This window comes from Arthrobacter sp. U41 (genome assembly GCF_007679325.1).
Lineage (GTDB): Bacteria > Actinomycetota > Actinomycetes > Actinomycetales > Micrococcaceae > Arthrobacter.
This window is the reverse complement of the sequence record NZ_VEGI01000001.1, coordinates 974,348-993,674: the sequence shown is the minus strand read 5'-3', so window position 1 is coordinate 993,674 and position 19,327 is coordinate 974,348. Positions and strand designations below refer to the sequence as shown.

Below are 19,327 nucleotides of genomic sequence, written 5' to 3'. Positions count from 1 at the left end.
CGTAGAACAACTGCCCGGCGTGTAACCGCCCACGCCGGGGTGTGATTCCCGCCACCGCTCCAGCGTCGCCCCGGCGCAGCGGGGTCGCGCTCCGGGTCGCGGCCCGTGGCCGTGACGGGGACGGTGACAGGCTGTCGTTATCTTTTGGGGCCGATTTTCGGCACAATCGAAGGCATGACTCCTAGCACCGCGGCAACCCCCGAAATCTCCGGCCTCGACGCCGGGCACCCGCTGATGGACGGCCGCACCGCGGATTCCCCGCTGATCACCGCCTACCGCGGCGGCAAGCCGTCCCGCCGTCCCGTCTGGTTCATGCGCCAGGCCGGACGTTCGCTGCCCGAATACCTCAAAGTGCGCGAGGGGGTCGCGATGCTGGATTCCTGCCTGCGGCCCGAGCTCGCCTCCGAGATCACCCTGCAGCCGGTCCGCCGCCACGACGTCGATGCCGCCATCTTTTTCTCCGACATCGTCATCCCGCTCAAGCTGGCCGGAGTCGGCGTGGACATCGTCCCCGGGGTCGGTCCCGTGCTGGACAAGCCGGTGCGCACCGCTGCCGACGTCGCCGCCCTGCCCCAGCTCACCTGGGAAGCCCTCGAACCGATCCGCGAAGCCGTCCGGCTCACTGTGGCCCAGCTCGGCAGCACCCCGCTGATCGGCTTCGCCGGCGCGCCGTTCACACTCGCGGCGTACATGGTGGAAGGAAAGCCGTCCCGCGACCACCTCGGCCCGCGCACCATGATGCACGCCGATCCCGAGACCTGGACCGCCCTGGCGAACTGGGCCGCGGACGCATCCGGCCTGTTCCTCCGCGCCCAGCTGGAAGCCGGCGCCTCCGCCGGCCAGCTCTTCGACTCCTGGGCGGGCTCCCTGGGCCTCGCCGACTACCAGCGCTTTGTCGCGCCGGCCTCAACCCGCGCCCTGGACCACGTCCGGCACCTCGGCGCCCCGCTGATCCACTTCGGCACCGGCACCTCGGAACTTCTGGTCGCCATGCGCGATGTCGGCGTCGACGTCGTCGGAGTGGACTACCGGCTGCCGCTGGACGAAGCCAACCGCCGGCTGGGCGGCACGGTCCCGCTGCAGGGCAACATCGACCCGGCCCTGCTGCCTGCGCCGTGGGAGGTCCTCGAAGCGCACGTCCGCGACGTCATCGCCGCCGGCGCTTCGGCTCCGGGACACGTGTTGAACCTCGGCCACGGGGTGCCGCCGGACACCGACCCCGACGTGCTGACGCGCGTCGTCGAACTTATCCACTCGATCTCCCCGGAGTAGCGCCATGGAGGCAGCCGGGGCCGCTGAACCCGGGACGCCGGTCGAAACAGCGCAGACAGCCGTTGTGGTGGGCGGCGGCATCTCCGGGCTGCTCGCAGCACGGACGCTGGCCCGCGCCGGCGTCCGGACCACGGTCCTGGAGGCCTCCGGTGTGTGGGGCGGCTGCGTCGGCAGCCATGTGGTGGCGGGCCTGACCCTGGACAGCGGCGCCGAATCCTTCGCCACCCGGTCCTCCGCCGTGGCGGACCTCGCCGCCGAACTGGGCCTCGCGGACAGCATCGTCGCGCCGAACCCCGGCGGCGCCTGGGTCCAGTTGCCCGACGGCCCGCGGGAGCTGCCCCGCACCGGGGTTCTCGGCATCCCGGCCAACCCCTGGGACCCGGAAGTCCGCCGCTCCCTCGGCCTGGCGGGTTCGCTCCGGGCCTCGTTCGACAAGCTGCTGCCCGCCTCGCTGGGCACCAAGGCGGGGACCACCAGCGTCTCGGCGCTGGTCCGTGCCCGGATGGGGCGGCGCGTGCTGGAACGGCTCGTGGCACCCGTCGTTGGCGGTGTCCACTCCGCGGACCCGGACGTGCTCGACGTCGACATGGTGGCACCGGGCCTCCGTGCCGGGGTCAGGGCCCGCGGGTACCTCGCTGCCGCCGTCGCCGCCCAACGCAATGGGACCCAAGGCAATGGGACCCAACTCAACACAGGCGCCCTGCCCCCTGCGCCGTCCGCCGGGCTGCAGAAGGCGGGGTCCGCCGTCGCAGGACTGCGCGGCGGGATGCACACTCTCATCTCCGCGCTGGTCGCCGAGCTGCGCAGCGAAGGCGTGACACTGCTCGGCGGGACGCGGGCCGACGCCGTGGCGCGCACCGCGGACGGCTGGCGGGTCTCCGCCGGCGGCGCGGCGCACGACGCCGGGCTGCTGGTGGTCGCTGTGGAAGGCCCGGCCGCCGTCGGGCTGCTCACGGACGCACTGCCGGACCTTGCCAGCCGGCGTCCCGAGCCAGGGCCCGATGTCAGCCTGGTCACGCTGGTGGTGGATCTGCCCCGGCTCGACGCCAGGCCGCGGGGCACCGGGGTCCTGGTGGCGCCGCAGAGCCCGGGTATCCAGGCCAAGGCCCTCACCCATGCCACCGCAAAATGGGGCTGGCTCGCCGATCAGGCCGGCCCCGGCACCCACGTTGTCCGGCTGTCCTACGGGCGCGGTGACGCCCGGCACGGCGCCCAGGCACACCCGGAGCCGCGCACCGACGCGGAGTTGTTCGACGCTGCCCTGGAGGATGCCTCCACCCTGCTGTCCGTTCCGGTCACGGCCGGCGACGTCGTGGACTGGGACGTCGTGCGCTGGGGCGGCGCCCTGCCCTTCGCTTCCCTTGGCCACAGGGGCCGTGTGGCGGAGGTCCGGAGCATCTGCGCGGCGGACGGCACCCTGTCCCTGGTGGGCGGCTGGCTGTCCGGCAACGGGCTCGCGGCGATCGTTGCTGACACGCCGAACCAGGTCCGGCAGCTGCTGTCCTGACCGGCGCGGGGTGACCGGTGTGGGGTGCCCGGACGCAGGCGCCATTCAGGGGCGCCGGATACCCGGAAACCGGGGGAACAGCAAATTTTTCCCAGTCTCTTCGGGCGGCTACGCTCGATGACCATGGTTACGCACAGGTCCCACGTCCAGAAAACGCAGGCCGGTCACCATGGGGGACTCCGGCGCGGCACGGCAGCTGCAGCGCTTGGAGTGGTACTGGCACTCTCCGCAGGCGCGCCTGCCGCACACGCTGCTACGGGCGTCTCCGCCTCGGTTCCTGCCGGTTCGGACCTGCTGTCCATTGACCTCGACGGCGTCCTGGATGGCCTGCTCAACCACTCGGAGGACCCCACGCCCTCGCCGTCCTCCCCGCAGCCCTCGCCCACGGAGGGCCCTGACGAGCCGGAGCCGAGCCGCCCGCCGAGGCACTCTCCCGCTCCCTCTCCGACGCTCACTCCGCAGCCCACCACGCCAGCGGCACCTGCGGTTCCGCAGCCCACCACGCCTGCGGCCTCCCAGCCCGCGGTGCCCACGACCAGCCAGCCGCCGGCGCAGCCCGCGACGTCGGCCCCCGTCGCTGAAGTGCCCGTCGCTGAAGTGCCGGCAGCTGAAACGCCGGCCGGTGAAGTGCCCGCCACCGAAGCGCCGGCCGGCTCAGCGCCGTCGAACACCGCCCCCGCAACGTCGTCGAGCGCCGCCGCGTCGCCGACAGCTACGGGTGGCCCCGCGACGTCGTCGGCTGACCCCCGCTCCGGCAGCACGTCGATGGAGGCCACCTCAACGCGCCAGCCCGGCGGACGTTCCCCTTTGCTGGGCCTGGGGATCGGACTCGTGGCACTGTCCTTCATCGCCGGTGCCGTGGTCCTGCGGATGCGCCGCATCTGAGCGGCGGAAAATCCCTGGCCGGCGGGCTGGCTCCTGAGCCCAACATCACATTAAGGTGGATTGATGTGAGATGAAGCACTTCTACACGCTGTAGAAGTGCTTTGTTTCGACTTAGCCAAAGGGAAGGGGCAGACTGGTATCCATGAGCCACACTTCTGCCGAAACTGTCACTAAAACCGAATCAGCGAGCGAAGAATCAGCCGAGCAGTTCTTCACGCTTTGGACGGTTTTCAAGCGCTCGTCCGAGGTCCTTCGCAGCGGTGACGCCGCCGTAGAGTACGACGCCCTCATTGCGCGGCTGGCCGACGCCGGCGTGATCCACCGCGGCAGCTACGACGTTTCTGCGATGCGGGCGGATGCGGACATCATGGTCTGGCTGCACGGCCCGCAGCCCGAGGCCCTCCAACGGGCCGTCCGGGACATCCGCCGCAGCGAACTTTTTACCGGCACCGACATCGCGTGGTCCGCCATGGGCGTGCACCGGGAGGCCGAGTTCGCCAAGAACCACACTCCGGCTTTCTCCCGCGGCGTCGAACCGGCGGAGTGGCTTTGCGTCTACCCCTTCGTGCGCTCCTACGAGTGGTACCTGCTGCCCGACGCCGAGCGCGGCGCGATGCTGCGCGACCACGGACTCCTGGGGCGGGATTTCCCCCAGGTCATCTCCAACACGGTGTCCTCGTTCGCCCTCGGCGACTGGGAATGGATCCTCGGCCTGGAAGCGCCCGAGCTTGTGGACCTCGTGGACCTGATGCGCCACCTGCGTGCCACCGAGGCCCGCCACCACGTCCGCGAGGAAATCCCGTTCTATACCGGCCGCCGTGTGAGCGCCGCCGAGATTGCAGAGGTCCTGTCATGAGCCCGCTCGATCCCCAGGAAAGTGCCACCGTTACTGCTGTCAACGAGGTGACCGAAGCCGGCCGGATGGCCCCCAAGGACTATGACGCGGTGCTCCTTGCCTCGTTCGGCGGGCCCGAGGGCCAGGACGACGTTATTCCGTTCCTGCGCAACGTCACCCGGGGCCGCGGGATCCCGGACGAACGGCTCGAGGAAGTTTCGCACCACTACCGCGCCAACGGCGGCATCAGCCCGATCAACCAGCAGAACCGGGAACTCAAAGCCGGCATCGAGGCCGAGCTCGCCGCCCGCGGGATCGTGCTGCCGGTGTTCTGGGGCAACCGCAACTGGGCCCCGTACATCCCGCAGACCCTTCAGGACATCTACGACGCCGGGCACCGCAAGGTCCTGATGATCACCACCAGTGCCTACTCCTGCTACTCCAGCTGCCGCCAGTACCGCGAGGACATCGGCATCGCGCTGACCGAGACCGGCCTGGACGGAAAGCTCGAAGTCGACAAGGTCCGCCAGTACTTCGACCACCCCGGCTTCGTGGAGCCGTTCGTCGAAGGCACCGCCGCCGGCCTCGCCGAGGTCCGCGCCAAGCTGGCTGCGGACGGCACCGCCGACGCTCCTGTGCACATCCTGTTCGCCACGCACTCCATCCCCACCCGGGACGCCGAGGCGGCGGGCCGCTCCGAGGGCGAACCCCGCCAGTTCACGGAAGACTCCGCCTACGTCGCCCAGCACCTTGCCACCGGCACCGAGGTCATCCGGCGGGTGGAGGCCGAGACCGGCGACACTGCCCCCTGGTCGCTGGTGTACCAGTCCCGCTCCGGCGCCCCGCACGTGCCGTGGCTGGAACCGGACATCAACGACGCCATCGAGGAACTCGCAGGCCAGGGCGTCAAGGGCGTTGTGATTGTGCCGCTCGGCTTCGTCAGTGACCACATGGAGGTTGTCTGGGACCTCGACACCGAGGCCCTGGAAACCTGCGCCAACCTGGGCCTCGCGGCGAGCCGGGTCCCCACACCCGGGACGCACCGGAAGTTCGTCGGCGGCATCGTGGACCTGATCTGCGAGCGGACCGCCGCCAACAACATCGCCGACCGGCCGCACCTGACCGGACTCGGCCCTTGGTACGACGTCTGCCGCCCGGGATGCTGCGCCAACTTCCGCGGCGAAAAGCCCACCATCGCCGGAGCCGACACGACTGTTGGGACGGGCCACGATCCCTACACGGCGGCCGTTGCCGGCTCCTCCGCACCGGCGGCAGGCCAGGACGTACCGTGACCGTCCGGATCGGAACCCGCGCCAGCAAACTGGCGCTGACCCAGACCCAGCAGACCGCCGACCAGCTGGCCGCCGTCGGCGGGTTCCCGGTCGAGCTGGTCCACATCCGCACCGACGGCGACGTCCTCACCGGTTCGCTGTCCCAAATGGGCGGCACCGGCGTCTTCGTCGCGGCCCTGCGCGATGCCCTGCTGCAGGACGTGTGCGACGTCGCCGTGCACTCACTCAAGGACCTGCCCACCGGTCCGGCGCTTGGACTGACACTCGCCGCGACGCCCAAACGCGTCGACGTGCGGGATGTGCTGTGCGCCCGCGACGGTCTCAAGCTAGCCGACCTGCCCGACGGCGCAACGGTGGGCACAGGTTCCCCGCGGCGCGCAGCCCAGCTGCGGGCCGCCCGTCCGGACCTGGACATCCGGGACATCCGCGGCAACGTGGACACCCGGCTTGGCCGTGTCCCCGGACTGCCGGGCAACACCACCGACGCCGTGGTGGAGGGCAAGAGCTGCGATCTCGACGCCGTTGTGCTCGCCGCTGCCGGGCTGCACCGGATCGGCCGGCTCGACGCCGTCAGCGAGTACCTGGAAACCGACGTTATGCTGCCCGCCGCCGGACAGGGTTCACTCGCGATCGAGTGCCGATCCGCCGATGCGCCGCGCAAGGCGGGATCCACCGAAGGCTCACAGGGTGTGCTGGCGCAGGCCCTCGCCGCCCTCGACGATCCCGACACCCGGCTCGCCGTCACCGCGGAGCGGGCGCTCCTGGCCCGGCTGGAGGCCGGCTGCGCCGCCCCGGTGGGCGCCTACGCCTACCGCCGCGGCAGCCTGCTGCACCTCGAAGCCGTGGTCTGCGCCGTCGACGGAACAGCCACCCTCCGGGACAAGAAGGCCACGGACGGACTCACCGAAGTGGGGGCAACCCTGCTGGGGATCGAGCTCGCCGAAGTCCTGCTGGCCCGGGGCGCCGCCGACATCGCGGACCTGGCCGCTTCCTGAACCGCGGAAAACATCAGTTCATGGGACGGCACAGCGCCCGAAACTTTGAGGCCCGAAACGACAGCGACCGCAGCGACAGTGCCCGCACCGTCGAAGATCGCAACGATCCTGTCCGCGGCGACCAGGCCGGGCAGCGCGGTATGACGGCGCCGGCCGGCGCCCGGGTCCTGGTGGCCCGTAGCCCGGACCGCGCGGGGGAGCTGGTCACAGCCCTGCGCGACGTCGGCGCCGAACCCCTGCTGCTGCCGCTCATCGATTTCGAACTCGCCAGCGACCAGCACTCCCTGGATGTGGCCTTCGACGCCCTCGGCGCCGGTGCCTACGCCTGGCTGGTGGTCAGCAGCGTGACCACAGTGCAGGCGCTGGAGGCCAAAGCCGCCGAGCGGGGCACCACCCTCAGCCGCTGGCTTCCCGGCAGCCTCCTCGTCGCCACGATCGGACCCGCGACCCGCCGTTTCCTGGAATCACGCGGAGTCGCCGTCGATCTGGCCCCCACCGGACAGCAGTCCGGCGCGGGTCTTATCGACATCTGGCCCGAGCACCAGGGCAGCGTCTTCCTGCCGCAGGCAGACATCGCCGACCCCCGGCTGCGCCGCGGGCTGGAGGCCCGGGGCGCCTTCGTCCAGGCCGTGACCGCCTACCGTACCGTGGATTATCCGGCCGACCCGGGCCGCAGCCTCGCCGCCTGCCACCCGGCAACCCAGCAGGGATCCCCAGCCCATGGGGGCAACGCAGCGCAGCGGGACAGCTCAGCGCAGCGGGACAACACAGCCGCCGTTCTCACGCCGGACCAGGCCAAGACCGAAATCGGAGCGGGCCGGCTGGACGCCGTCGTCGCCGCTTCCCCGAGTGCAGCCCGGCGCATCCACGCAGACCTCGCCCCGCTGGGCGGCTGCCGCTTCGTCGCCATCGGACGGTCGACCGCCGCCGAGGCGCAATCACTCGGCCTCAGCGTCGCCTCCACCGCCGAGGAACCCACCGCCTCCGGCTTGGTGGACGCCGTCATCCGGGCCTTGGCCAGTCAGCCCTCGCCACCCACCCAGCCCGTCGCCGGGCCCCCAGCAAAGGACACCATATGAGCTTCCCGACCCACCGCCCCCGCCGGCTACGCACCACCCCGGCCATGCGCCGGCTGACGGCCGAACACCGCCTGTCGGCCTCGGAACTCATCCTGCCCGCGTTTATCCGCGAGGGCCTGACCGAGCCGCATCCCATCGCCTCGATGCCCGGCGTGCAACAGCACACCACGGACACGCTGAAGCGCGCCGCCGCCGACGCCGTGCAGCTCGGCGTCGGCGGCATCATGCTCTTTGGAATCCCCGCCGTCCGTGACGCCGCCGGCACTGCCTCGCTGGATCCGGACGGTGTGCTGAACAAGGCCATCCGCGACGTCCGCGCCGAGGTCGGGGACGAGCTGGTGATCATGAGCGACGTCTGCCTCGATGAATTCACCGACCACGGGCACTGCGGCGTCCTGGACGCCAACGGCTACGTGGACAATGACGCCACACTGGAGATCTACGGTCAGATGGCCGTGGCCCAGGCCGAGGCCGGCGCCCACGTGCTCGGCCCGTCAGGGATGATGGACGGCCAGATTGCCGTGATCCGGCAGGCCCTCGAGGAAGCCGGCCACGCCAACACCGCCGTCCTTGCCTACGCCGCGAAATACGCCTCCGCGTTCTATGGCCCCTTCCGCGAGGCCGTCGACTCCCAGCTCACAGGCGACCGCCGTACCTACCAGATGGACGCGGCGAACCGCCGGGAAGCCATCCTCGAAGTGGAGCTGGACCTCGAGGAGGGCGCCGACATGGTCATGGTGAAACCCGCCATGAGCTACCTCGATATCCTGGCCGACGTCGCCGCCATGAGCCCCGTGCCGGTCGCCGCGTATCAGATCTCCGGTGAGTACTCGATGATCGAAGCCGCCGCAGGCAACGGCTGGATCGACCGCCGGGCCGCAATCACCGAATCCGTGCTGGGCATCAAACGGGCCGGGGCCAACATGGTCCTGACCTACTGGGCCAGCGAACTCGCCGGCTGGCTGAAGGAATCCCGATGAGCGCTGCAACAGCCCCTGACCCGGCATCCGGCGCGAACCCCACAGCTCCCGTGGGCCCGGGGCGGATCCTGCTGGGACTGAACACGTTCGGCGACGTCGGCGTCTTCCCCGACGGGCACCCCGTCCCGCACGCCCAGGTGCTGCGCCAGCTGCTGGAGCAGGCGGAACTGGCGGACGACGTCGGACTTCACGCCTTTGGCGTGGGGGAGCACCACCGCCAGGACTACGCCGTCTCGGCACCTGAGGTGTTCCTCGCCGCCGCGGCCGCCCGGACCAAACGCATCCGGCTTGGCTCGGCCGTCACGGTCCTGAGTTCCGATGACCCCATCCGGGTGTTCCAGCGGTTCTCCACCGTCGACGCCATCTCCAATGGCCGCGCCGAGGTCATGCTGGGCCGCGGCTCCTTCATCGAGTCCTTCCCGCTGTTCGGCCTCGACCTGGCAGACTACGAGGTCCTGTTCGAGGAGAAACTGGAACTCTTCGACAAGGCCCGCGCCCAGCAGCCCATCCGCTGGGAAGGGCGCACGCGCCCGGCCATCAACGGGCTGAGCGTCTATCCGCCTCTGGAGCACCACCTGCTGCCCGCCTGGATCGGCGTCGGCGGCACTCCCGAGTCCGTGTTGCGCTGCGCCGAATACGGCTACCCGATCATCTTCGCCATCATCGGCGGCCAGCCGCGGTCGTTCGCCCCGCTGGCGAACCTCTACGGCGAAGCCATGGCCAAGTACGGCCACCCCATGCAGCAGATGGCCACACATTCGCCCGGCCACATTGCGGAGACGGATGAGGAGGCGCGCGAGGAGTTCTTCCCGCACTGGCTGGCCCTTCGGAACAGGCTGGGAGCGGAACGCGGCTGGGGCCCGGGCAGCAGGGGCGAATTCGACGCCATGTGCACCCCCGAAGGAGCCCTCTACGTCGGATCGCCGGAAACAGTGGCGCAGAAGATCCTCCTGCTCAAACAGAACCTGGGGGTAGACCGATTCGACCTCAAATACAGCAACGGCACCCTGCCGCACAAGGCGATGATGCGCTCGATCGAGCTGTTCGGCACGGTGGTGGCGCCCCGGGTGGCCAGCCTGCTGGCCGCGGGCTCCACCGCTGAACCGGCCTGAACCGAACAGAACTGAAGTGGCCTGCACTGAACTGGCCTGTACTGAACCTGCCTGAACTGAACCTGAGAGAATAGGAACCATGACTTCCAGCCATCCTCGCAACGAGGAACTCTTCGACCGCGCCCGCCAGCTGATGCCGGGCGGCGTCAACTCCCCGGTCCGCGCGTTCGGCTCCGTCGGCGGGACCCCGCGTTTTATGGTGTCCGCCAAAGGCCCGTACCTGACCGACGCCGACGGCGCCGAGTATGTGGACCTGGTCTGCTCCTGGGGTCCGGCGCTGCTGGGACATGCGCACCCCGCGGTCCTTGCCGCGGTCCACGCCGCCGTCGACCGCGGGCTGTCCTTCGGGGCATCCACCCCGGATGAGGCGAACCTCGCGGCAATTGTCCAGGAACGCGTCCCCGCGGCAGAACGCGTCCGGATGGTCTCCACCGGCACCGAGGCAACCATGACCGCAGTCCGGCTGGCCCGCGGCTTCACCGGCCGGAACCTCATCATCAAGTTTGCCGGCTGCTACCACGGCCACCTGGACGGGCTCCTCGCCGCAGCGGGCTCCGGACTGGCCACCCTGGCGCTGCCGGGCTCGGCCGGCGTCACTGCTGCCACCGCCGCCGAAACCCTCGTTCTGCCCTACAACGACCTCGCGGCCGTTGAGGCTGCCTTCGCCAAGCACGGTGCGAATATCGCCGCCGTCATCACCGAGGCGGCCCCGGCCAACATGGGTGTTGTCACCCCGGGCGAAGGCTTCAATGCGGGCCTGTCCCGCATCACCCGGGAGCACGGCGCACTGCTGATCCTTGACGAGGTCCTCACGGGTTTCCGGACGGGCTACGCCGGCTACTGGGGCCTCACCGGCGGCGCTGCAGGCGCGGCCGAGCCGTGGGCACCGGACCTGCTGACCTTCGGCAAGGTTATTGGCGGCGGCATGCCGACGGCGGCCCTCGCCGGCCGCGCGGAGGTGATGGACTACCTCGCTCCGCTGGGCCCCGTCTACCAGGCCGGCACGTTGTCCGGCAACCCGGTGGCGATGGCCGCCGGCGTCGCGACCCTGACCCACGCCACCCCCGAGGTCTATTCGTTCGTGGATGCCCGCTCGCTGGAGCTCTCCGCGGCCCTGTCGTCGGCACTGGATGCGGCCGGGGTGGACCACTCCATCCAGCGTGCCGGGAACCTGTTCTCCGTGGCCTTCGGCACCTCGGCCCGCGGCGTGCACAACTACGACGACGCCCAGGCCCAGGAAGTCTTCCGCTACGCGCCGTTCTTCCACTCCATGCTGGACTCCGGGGTTTACCTGCCACCGTCGGTCTTCGAAGCCTGGTTCCTGTCCGCCGCCCACGACGACGCGGCCATGAACCGGATCTTCGACGCCCTGCCTGCCGCCGCCAAGGCCGCGGCCGCCGCGACGGCCTAGCTGCCGAGGCGGCAGAAGACACAGACGCCCGTTCCGGCGTCGTCGTTTAACTACTCAGGGCACCCGCCGCGGCGGGTGCCCTGAGTAGTTAGGCAGTCAATCGACCGGGACTAGAACGCCACGGTCACGTCACCATTGGGCCATTCCTTCTCGATGAAGGCCTTGACCTCGGGGGAGTGCAGGAGCTCGTCGAGCTTCTTGATGCGGACGTCATCCTTGGAGTCCTCGCGCCACGCCAGGAAGTTCGCGTAGGGGTTGTTCTCCACGGACTCCACGGCGAGGGCGTCCTTGGTGCTCAGGCCGGCCTTGAGGATGAAGTTGCCGTTGATCAGGGCCAGGTCCACCGAGGGGTCCTTCAGGTCGTTGATCAGCAGTTCCGGCTGGTTCTCGGAGAACTTTAGCTTCTTCGGGTTCTGCTCGTCAGTCAGCGTCAGCACCGAGGAGTCGTCCTGGATGTCCTTGACCAGCCCGGCCACCTGGAGGACCTTGAGGGCGCGGACCTGGTTGGACGGGTCATTCGTGATGGCAACCTTGGCGCCGTCCTGGATGTCCTGGATGTCCGTGACCTTCTCGGAGAACGCCGCGTAGGGCTCGATGTGCACGCCCTCGCCGTGGCCGAACGTGTAGCCCTTGGTCTTGACCTGGTCCTCGAACCAGGGCAGGTGCTGGTAGTAGTTGGCGTCAAGGGAGCCGTCGCTCAGCGCCGTGTTGGGCGTCTGGTAGTCCTCGATTTCCTTGATGTCCAGTTTGAGTCCGGCCTTCGGGGCGAGGTCCTGGTTGATGAACTCGAGGATTTTGGCCTGCGGCACGGGGCTGGCGCCGACCGTGAGTGTTGCGGGATTGGCCGGATCCAGGGCAGTGACCTGTGCGCTGGGGGTGGACGAACCACCGCAAGCCGTCAGCGCCAGGGCAGTGACAATGCCGGTGGCCAGGAGGGTGAGTGACTTACGCATTGGATGCGTTCCTTTCGAAATAGCTGGAGTCACGACGTCGGCGCCGTGATCCGCGCAGATGCAGAGGGCGGCTACCCGCTGCAGGGTGGTGGAGCAGTCTCGGCAGTCCGGCCGGGATCGGGCCGGACAGCCGGTGTCAGTGGCCGCTGGAACCGGGAGTGTCAGCGGTGGTCGAGGCCGCGGGAGATCCGCTCGCCGACCAGCTGGATGACCTGGACCAGGACAATGATCAGCACGATGGTGACGAGCATGACCGTGACGTCGAAGCGCTGGAAGCCGTAGTTGTAGGCGAGCTTGCCGAGGCCGCCGCCGCCCACCAGGCCCGCCATCGCCGAGTAGCCCACGAGGGTGACCACCGTGGTGGTGGCGGCCGCGACGAGGGCGGGAAGGGATTCGCGCAGCATCACTTTGTTGATGACCTGCATTTTGGTGGACCCCATCACCTGGGCGGCATCAATCTTGCCGTGGTGCACATCGCGCAGGCAGTTTTCCACTAGCCGGGCGAAGAACGGGATGGTGCCGATCGAGAGAGACACCGAGGCCGCGACCGGGCCAAGGCTGGTGCCGGTCAAGGCACGGGCCAACGGAATGAGCGCCACCATCAGGATGGCGAACGGGATCGAACGGGTGATGTTGACGATCACGTCGCTGAGGATGCGGTTGGTGACCGGCATCGGACGCAGCCCGCCCGGGGCGGAGACATGGAGGAACACGCCCAGCGGCAGGCCGATCAGCACGGTGAAGAAGGACGATATCCCCACCATCTGCAGTGTTTCGATAATCGCTTCGGGCAGGGCTTTGGCCAGGACGGGATTGCTGAAGATGTCGTTCATGAGTTACCTCCCTGTTCCCCGCTGGCGAGGACAGAGGCTGGAAGGGGGGAACCGGCCGCGACGGGGACCGGAGCTGCGGCGGAGGCCGCCGGCTTCGCGGCGATGCCGCGCTCGTGCAGGTACGCCAGCACGGCGTCGACGTCGGCGTTTTCCGCCAGCTGAACGCGGAGGTGTCCGAATTGCTCGCCGCCGAGGGTCTCGACGCTGCCGGCCAGGACATTGATGTCGATGTCGAAATGCCGGGCGACGCCGGTGAGGACGGGTTCCTTGGCGCTGGCGCCGGAGAAGAGGATTTCCAGCACCGGCCCGCGCTGCAGGGCACCGGGCAGCGGCTCGGAGGAGGGTAGCGGCAGGAGCGCCCGGGCAAGTTTGCTGTCCAGGTCGGCGGCCACGTCCCGCAGGGCGCCGTGTTCGACGATGCGGCCGCGGGAGAGCAGCGACACGGATTCGCAGACACGCTTCACGACGTTCATCTCGTGCGTGATGATCAGCACGGTGAGCTGCAGGCGCTTGGTGAGGTCCTGGATCAGGTCCAGGATCTCGTCCGTGGTGGCCGGGTCCAGGGCGGAGGTGGGCTCGTCGCACAGCAGCACGTCCGGGTCGGAGGCCAGGGCACGGGCGATGCCGACACGCTGGCGCTGGCCGCCGGAAAGCTGCGACGGGTAGGCATTCTCAAACCCCTCGAGTCCCACGAGCTTCAGGAGCTCGGCGACCCGGGTCCGGATTTTGTCCTTCGGGGTTTTCACGAGTTCCAGGGGATGCGCAACGTTGCCGGCCGCGGTCCGGGAGTCCATCAGGTTCGCGTGCTGGAAGACCATGCCGATGCGCCGCCGCGCCGCACGGATCTCCGAGTCCTTGACGGAGCTGAGCTCCGTTCCGTCGATGCTGACGGAGCCGGAGGTGGGGCGGTCCAGCAGGGTCAGGCAGCGCACCAGCGTCGACTTGCCGGCACCGGAATGGCCGATGATGCCGTGAATGGAGCCTTTTGGAACCGAAAGAGTGACGCCGTCGAGGGCTACCACTTCCTTCTTGCCCTGCTGGTAGACCTTGCGAAGGTCGGTAACTGTGATCATCTATCCCTTGGCGGTTGGGGTTGGGGTTGGGGTTGGGCGCGGCATAACACATGCCAGTTTCTGAAGTAAATTATCTCAGGGGCGCCTTTTAGCATCCACTTGCGCATTTAGTTCGTCACAAAGGGATAAGCGCTGCTGAAAATTCGGATTATTCTCCGACCGCCCGGGCGGCGCGACCGTGCTTCTTCGGTACGCGGAATCCCTGCGGGTAGTTCCGGGTCAGGGCGGTCCCCGGGCGGACTGTGATTTCTATCCCAACCCCGTGTGCGGCAGCAGGGGCCAGGCCGGGAACGGCGCCGGGGCTGCGCTCGTCGCGGCGGCAGTCCCCGTTGGAACCCTTCGCTGGAAGTCTCCGCTAGAAGTCCCCGCGGCTCGCGTCCTCGGGCGGCAGGACCGGCCAGTCACCTTCAATCACGGCGGCGGGTTTGGTCTTGCGCAGGTAGCTCTGGAAATCAGTGGCCTGGGCGGAAGCCCATTCGATCTGGAGCTGGTGCAGATGGCTGGCCGGCATCCGCAGCTTGGGGAACTTCCCGGCCATGGCGTCCAGCATACGCAGGGTGGCCAGGGCGTCCGCCGCCGAGGTGTGGGCGTTGTCCAGGTCCACGCCGTATTCCTCGCACAGGGCCGTGAGGGTGCGCTTGCCCTTGCGGTAGCGGTCCACCTGCTTGTTCATGATGTACGGATCCAGCACGGGGAAGCGGCTCAGTTGCGGCACGCCGTAGCGGGCCGATTCGGCGGCGAGCACGGTGAAGTCGTAGCTGGCGTTGAAGGCGATGACCGGCACGCCGGTGTCGAAAAGCTCCTGGAGAACCGCGGCGACCTCGCTTGTCACCTCTGCGGCGGGGCGGCCTTCGCTGCGGGCCCGCTCGGTGGTGACGCCATGGATGTCACTGGCCTCCGTCGGGATGTCGACCCCCGGATCGGCGAGCCATTCGTGCTCCTTGACGATCCCGCCGTCGGAGTCCACGACAGTGATGGACGCGGTGACGATCCGCGCGGCGCGGGAATTCCGGCCAGTGGTTTCAAGGTCGAAGGCTGCGCGGGGGAGGGTGTTCCAGGTGCTCATGCTTCAACGCTACCTGCTGCCACCGACGCTAATGCGCCGCCACCCCGCACCCGGACCGGTGCCACCCCGCCCGCATCCGCTGCGGCCGCAACCGGGCCGCGCACGGGCTGCCCGGCACCCGCGGACGCTAGGCTTGTGTCATGCGGATGGAGTATGTGGAGGCGGTCCTGGAGGTGGTGGCCCTGATCCCCGCAGGCTCGGCGGTCGCCTACGGCGACGTCGCTGAACTCCTCGGATCCGGCGGTGCCCGGCAGGTCGGTTCCGTGATGAGCCACCACGGCAGCTCCGTGCCTTGGTGGCGGGTCCTGAAGGCCAACGGGGACGCGCCCCCGGGTCACGAACGCGAGGCCCTTGCCCTGTACCTGGTGGAAGGAACCCCGTTGCTGGGAAGTTACACGGAATTCCTCCGCACCGGCGAGGGACGCTGGCGCGTGGACCTGATGGCCGCCCGCTGGGCGCCGGGCGACGGCGAGTTCGACCGCATCGACGCCGTTGCCGAGCGGCTGGAGCGCTCCTTGCATAAACTGTCGGCCCCCGATGATGAAATGACTGTGTGAGCATCCCCAGCCAGAACACTGACTCCGCCCCGGTAATACCAGCACAGCCCACACCCAGTTCGCCCGCAAAGGGCGGGCCGCGTGCCGCCCGGCCTGGCACCTCTGCAACCTCCGGTTCCGCGCTGCGGCTGCTGCCGCCCCGCAAGCTGCACAGCGCCGCTCCCGTGTTGTCGGCGGACCAGCTCGCCGCCGTCGACGTCCCGCACGGCTCCGGGCCCGTCCTGATCCCCGGAGCACCCGGGACCGGGAAATCGACGGTGCTGGTGGAAGCCGCCGTCCGGCGCGCGCAGCGCGACGGGCTCGATCCGGAGCGCATGCTTATCCTCGCCCCCGGACGACTCGCCGCCGACTCGCTCCGGGACCGCTTCACCGCACGGTTGGACCGCAGCCTGAGTACGACGCCGGCCCGCACCTGGGCGTCGTACGCCTTCGACTTGATCCGGCGCGCCAAGGCCGAAGGCATCCTGCCGCTGCCGCGCCCGCCGAAACTCCTGTCCGGCCCGGAGCAGGACCTGATCATCAAGGAGCTGCTCGAAGGGCACACACAGCCCGGACTTGAACTGCCATGGCCGGAGGACCTGGGCGCGGCCCTGCAGACCCGCGGCTTCCGGCAGGAAGTCCGCCAGCTCTTTGACCGGATCATCGAATCCGGGCGGACCGCCGGGGACCTCGTGGTCCTCGCCCGCCGCTGCAACCGGCCGGACTGGGTCGCCGCTGCAGCCCTGTATGCGGAGTACCGCGACGTGCTGGACCTGCGGATGCCCGAATCCTTTGACCCGGCCGGCATCATCACCGCGGCCCGGCAGATCTTCCAGGACGAACCGGACTTCCTGGCCGCCGAACGCGACAGGCTCCAACTGGTGCTGGTGGACGACATGCAGGAAGCCAACCCCGCCGTGTTCGAGCTGCTCGCGGACATCGCCGCGGGCAAGGATGTCCTCATCACTTCGTCGCCGGATACCGTGGTCCAGGGTTTCCGCGGCGCCCGTCCTGACCTCGTGGCCGAACTTCCCCGGCTGCTTGCCCCCACCGGCGGCGCCGTCGTCGAACGTCCGCTCTGGACCGCGCACCGCCACACGCCGGCCGTCGCGGACGCCTGGCTCTCCGTGGCCGGACGGATCTCCCGCCGCGCCGGCGGGCAGTCCGCGCGGCGGCTCGAACAGCCGGCTGCACCGCAAGCTGCGCAACAGCCTGCGCAGCTGCCTGCGGAGTCCGGGACCACCGGCCCCGCCAACAGCACCTCCGACAGCACCGCCGGCGGCACCTTCGACGGCGGCGCCGGCGGAGGCACCGTGGAGGCGCACCTGCTGCCGTCGCCCGTGCACGAACTGCGCTACGTGGCGCAGCGGATCCTGGAGGCGCAGCTCAACGACGGCCGCGAACTCGGTGACATCGCCGTGATCGTGCGCAACGGCAGCCAGCTCAGCCAGCTGCAGCGCTACCTCGCCGGCCAGGGCATCCCGGTCCGGATTCCCGTGGCTGAATCCGCCGTCCGAGACGAGGTCGCCGTCCGGCCCCTGCTGGATGCCTACGCCGTGGCACTGGACCCTGACGTGCTGACGCCCGAGGCCGCCGTGACGCTGCTGACCTCGCGGATCGGCGGAGCCACCGCGATCGAGCTGCGGCGCCTGCGCCAGTCCCTGCGCCGGGAGGAACTGCTGGGCGGCGGCGGCCGGACCAGTGACGTGCTCCTCGTCGAAGCCCTGCTCGAACCGGGCGCGCTGGCAACCCTGGGCATCGAGGGGCGCTCCGCGCGCCGGATCGCCCGGATGATCCACGCCGGCCGGGACGCGGCCAGGGCCCCGGGCGGCAACGCCGAAACGGTACTGTGGGCGCTCTGGAATTCCACCGGCCTGGCCGCACGGTGGACCGAGGCCGCGCTGGCCGGGGGAGCGGCCGGGGCCCGGGCGGACCGGGACCTCGATGCCATGATGGCCCTCTTCCACACCGCCGAGCGCTTCGTCGACCAGCTGCCCGGGTCCGGGCCGGAACAGTTCCTCGAGTACCTCCTCAGCCAGGAACTCCCGATGGACACCCTGGCCGCGCGGGCCCAGCTTGAGGACGCCGTGGAGCTCATGACGCCGGCCAGTGCCGCCGGCCGGGAGTGGCCCGTGGTTATCGTCCCCGGCCTGCAGGAAGGCGTGTGGCCCAACACGAGGCTCCGCGGCGAACTGCTCGGCAGCACACTGTACGCCGACGCCGTTGAACACGGTGTGGAATACGCACTGCAGCTGGATCCCCTCAGCCGGCTGCGCGAAATCCGCTATGACGAGCTGCGCAGCTTCTCCACCGCGGTGTCACGGGCACAACAGGTGCTGATCTGCACCGCCGTGTCCTCGGAGGACGAACAGCCCTCCTCGTTCCTGGACTACGTGTCGCCGCTGGGCCCTGGCCAGGACCGGCGCGGGTTCACTCCGGTGGAGCGTCCCCTCACCCTGCGCGCACTGGTCGCCGAGCTGCGCCAGTACGCCCAGCTCGACGCCGGAATCCCCGAAGCGCTGGAAGCCAGTAATGTGCTCGGTGCCCTCGCCGCCGCCGAACCGCCGGTGCCCGGCGCGCATCCCGCGAGCTGGTGGGGCCTCGCGCCGCTGTCCACCGAGGCCCCCGTCGTCCCCCCGGGCGGCACCGTCTACGTCTCGCCGTCGAAAGTGGAAACCGTGCAGAAGTCTCCGCTGGACTGGTTTGTCCAGACCGCCGGCGGCGAGGCGGCCACCGACTTCGCCCGCAGCCTGGGCACCCTGGTCCACGCCATCGCGCAGGACCTGCCGGATGCCTCCGGAACCGAATACGTGGCCGAGCTGGTCCGCCGCTGGCCGGCGCTTGGGATGAAGGACAACTGGGAAGGCAAACTGGACTTCCAGCGCGCCGAGACCATGGTCCGGAAGCTCGCCCAGTACGTGCTGGTCATGCGCAGCGAGGGCCGGTCCCTGGTGGGCGTCGAGCAGGACTTCGAAGTGAAACTTCCCGACGTCGTCCCGGCCGGAAACAGCGGCGCTGACAGCGCACCTGACTCCGACAACGGGTCCTGGCCCGCCCGCCCGGCCGTGCTCCGGGGCCAGGTCGACCGGTTGGAGATCGACGCCGAGGGCCGGCTCGTCGTCGTGGACCTCAAAACCGGCAAGCGGCAGCCGGGCAAAGCCGATCTCGACCGGCACCCGCAGCTGGGCGCCTACCAGGCGGCCGTGCTGGCCGGCGGCTTCGCCGGGCCCGACGACGGGCCGCCCCCTCTGCCCGGCGGCGCCGTCCTGGCCCAGCTCGGCACCACCACCAAAAGCCCGGGCATCCAGGCCCAGCCGCCGCTGGACCCGGCGGAGAACTGGGCCCTGGGCATGGTAGGGGACGCCGCCAGGGTTATGTCCGGGAACACCTTCGAGGCCCGGCACGATCCGTCCAAGGGAGGCCACGGCGGCCACGGCTGCCGCCTGCCGGAAGTCTGTCCGCTGTGCGTGCGGGGAAAGCAGGTCACCGAATGAGCGC

General features: G+C 69.7%; 16 protein-coding genes. 12 read left to right on the top strand and 4 right to left on the bottom strand.

Annotation, left to right across the window (positions count from 1 at the left end):
• The first annotated feature begins 174 nt into the window (after window positions 1–174).
• The 10 genes from hemE to hemL all read left to right on the top strand — a co-directional run bounded on the left by hemE (window position 175) and on the right by hemL (window position 11,368).
• Window positions 175–1,272: a uroporphyrinogen decarboxylase gene (hemE, locus tag FS787_RS04485; RefSeq protein ID WP_144671077.1), complete on the top strand. Its 1,098-nt coding sequence runs from the start codon at window positions 175–177 to the stop codon at window positions 1,270–1,272.
• Between the two features lie 4 nt (window positions 1,273–1,276).
• Window positions 1,277–2,779, top strand: coding sequence for a protoporphyrinogen oxidase (gene hemG / locus FS787_RS04480; protein WP_144671076.1), 1,503 nt, complete (start codon window positions 1,277–1,279; stop codon window positions 2,777–2,779).
• Between the two features lie 123 nt (window positions 2,780–2,902).
• Window positions 2,903–3,664: a hypothetical protein gene (locus FS787_RS04475; RefSeq protein WP_144671075.1), complete on the top strand. Its 762-nt coding sequence runs from the start codon at window positions 2,903–2,905 to the stop codon at window positions 3,662–3,664.
• 142 nt (window positions 3,665–3,806) lie between these two features.
• On the top strand, window positions 3,807–4,520 hold the full coding sequence (gene hemQ, locus FS787_RS04470; protein WP_144671074.1) for a hydrogen peroxide-dependent heme synthase: 714 nt from the start codon (window positions 3,807–3,809) through the stop codon (window positions 4,518–4,520).
• Entirely contained in the window at window positions 4,517–5,791 is a 1,275-nt protein-coding gene (locus FS787_RS04465; RefSeq protein WP_144671073.1) for a ferrochelatase, read from the top strand. The genes hemQ and FS787_RS04465 overlap by 4 nt, the downstream gene beginning before the upstream one ends.
• Window positions 5,788–6,786: a hydroxymethylbilane synthase gene (hemC, locus tag FS787_RS04460; protein WP_144671072.1), complete on the top strand. Its 999-nt coding sequence runs from the start codon at window positions 5,788–5,790 to the stop codon at window positions 6,784–6,786. The genes FS787_RS04465 and hemC overlap by 4 nt, the downstream gene beginning before the upstream one ends.
• A 140-nt stretch (window positions 6,787–6,926) precedes the next feature.
• Window positions 6,927–7,865 carry a uroporphyrinogen-III synthase gene (locus tag FS787_RS04455; protein WP_144671950.1) on the top strand — a complete coding sequence of 313 codons (939 nt, stop codon included), beginning with the start codon at window positions 6,927–6,929 and terminating at the stop codon, window positions 7,863–7,865.
• Window positions 7,862–8,845, top strand: a complete 984-nt coding sequence (hemB, locus tag FS787_RS04450) for a porphobilinogen synthase (protein ID WP_144671071.1) — start codon at window positions 7,862–7,864, stop codon at window positions 8,843–8,845. The genes FS787_RS04455 and hemB overlap by 4 nt, the downstream gene beginning before the upstream one ends.
• Window positions 8,842–9,957: an LLM class flavin-dependent oxidoreductase gene (locus FS787_RS04445; protein ID WP_144671070.1), complete on the top strand. Its 1,116-nt coding sequence runs from the start codon at window positions 8,842–8,844 to the stop codon at window positions 9,955–9,957. Before hemB ends, FS787_RS04445 begins: the two co-directional genes overlap by 4 nt.
• A 79-nt stretch (window positions 9,958–10,036) precedes the next feature.
• The gene (gene hemL / locus FS787_RS04440) at window positions 10,037–11,368 is read left to right on the top strand and encodes a glutamate-1-semialdehyde 2,1-aminomutase (RefSeq protein ID WP_144671069.1); all 1,332 of its coding nucleotides are present in this window, start codon (window positions 10,037–10,039) and stop codon (window positions 11,366–11,368) included.
• A 110-nt stretch (window positions 11,369–11,478) separates the two neighbouring features.
• Here hemL and FS787_RS04435 read toward each other — a convergent pair whose 3' ends face one another.
• The 4 genes from FS787_RS04435 to FS787_RS04420 form a co-directional block, all read right to left on the bottom strand.
• On the bottom strand, window positions 11,479–12,321 hold the full coding sequence (locus FS787_RS04435) for a MetQ/NlpA family ABC transporter substrate-binding protein (protein ID WP_144671068.1): 843 nt from the start codon (window positions 12,319–12,321) through the stop codon (window positions 11,479–11,481).
• Between the two features lie 161 nt (window positions 12,322–12,482).
• Window positions 12,483–13,154, bottom strand: a complete 672-nt coding sequence (locus tag FS787_RS04430) for a methionine ABC transporter permease (RefSeq protein ID WP_144671067.1) — start codon at window positions 13,152–13,154, stop codon at window positions 12,483–12,485.
• Window positions 13,151–14,227: a methionine ABC transporter ATP-binding protein gene (locus tag FS787_RS04425; protein WP_144671066.1), complete on the bottom strand. Its 1,077-nt coding sequence runs from the start codon at window positions 14,225–14,227 to the stop codon at window positions 13,151–13,153. The genes FS787_RS04430 and FS787_RS04425 overlap by 4 nt, the downstream gene beginning before the upstream one ends.
• Before the next feature lie 355 nt (window positions 14,228–14,582).
• Window positions 14,583–15,293 (bottom strand): 3'-5' exonuclease, encoded by a 711-nt coding sequence (locus FS787_RS04420; protein WP_144671065.1) that lies wholly within the window; start codon window positions 15,291–15,293, stop codon window positions 14,583–14,585.
• A gap of 140 nt (window positions 15,294–15,433) precedes the next feature.
• Between FS787_RS04420 and FS787_RS04415 the strand changes: the two genes are divergently transcribed.
• Complete coding sequence (locus tag FS787_RS04415; RefSeq protein ID WP_144671064.1) at window positions 15,434–15,850, top strand: MGMT family protein; 417 nt, start codon at window positions 15,434–15,436, stop codon at window positions 15,848–15,850.
• 122 nt (window positions 15,851–15,972) lie between these two features.
• The gene (locus FS787_RS04410; protein ID WP_144671948.1) at window positions 15,973–19,323 is read left to right on the top strand and encodes an ATP-dependent DNA helicase; all 3,351 of its coding nucleotides are present in this window, start codon (window positions 15,973–15,975) and stop codon (window positions 19,321–19,323) included.
• Window positions 19,324–19,327: the final 4 nt, after the last annotated feature.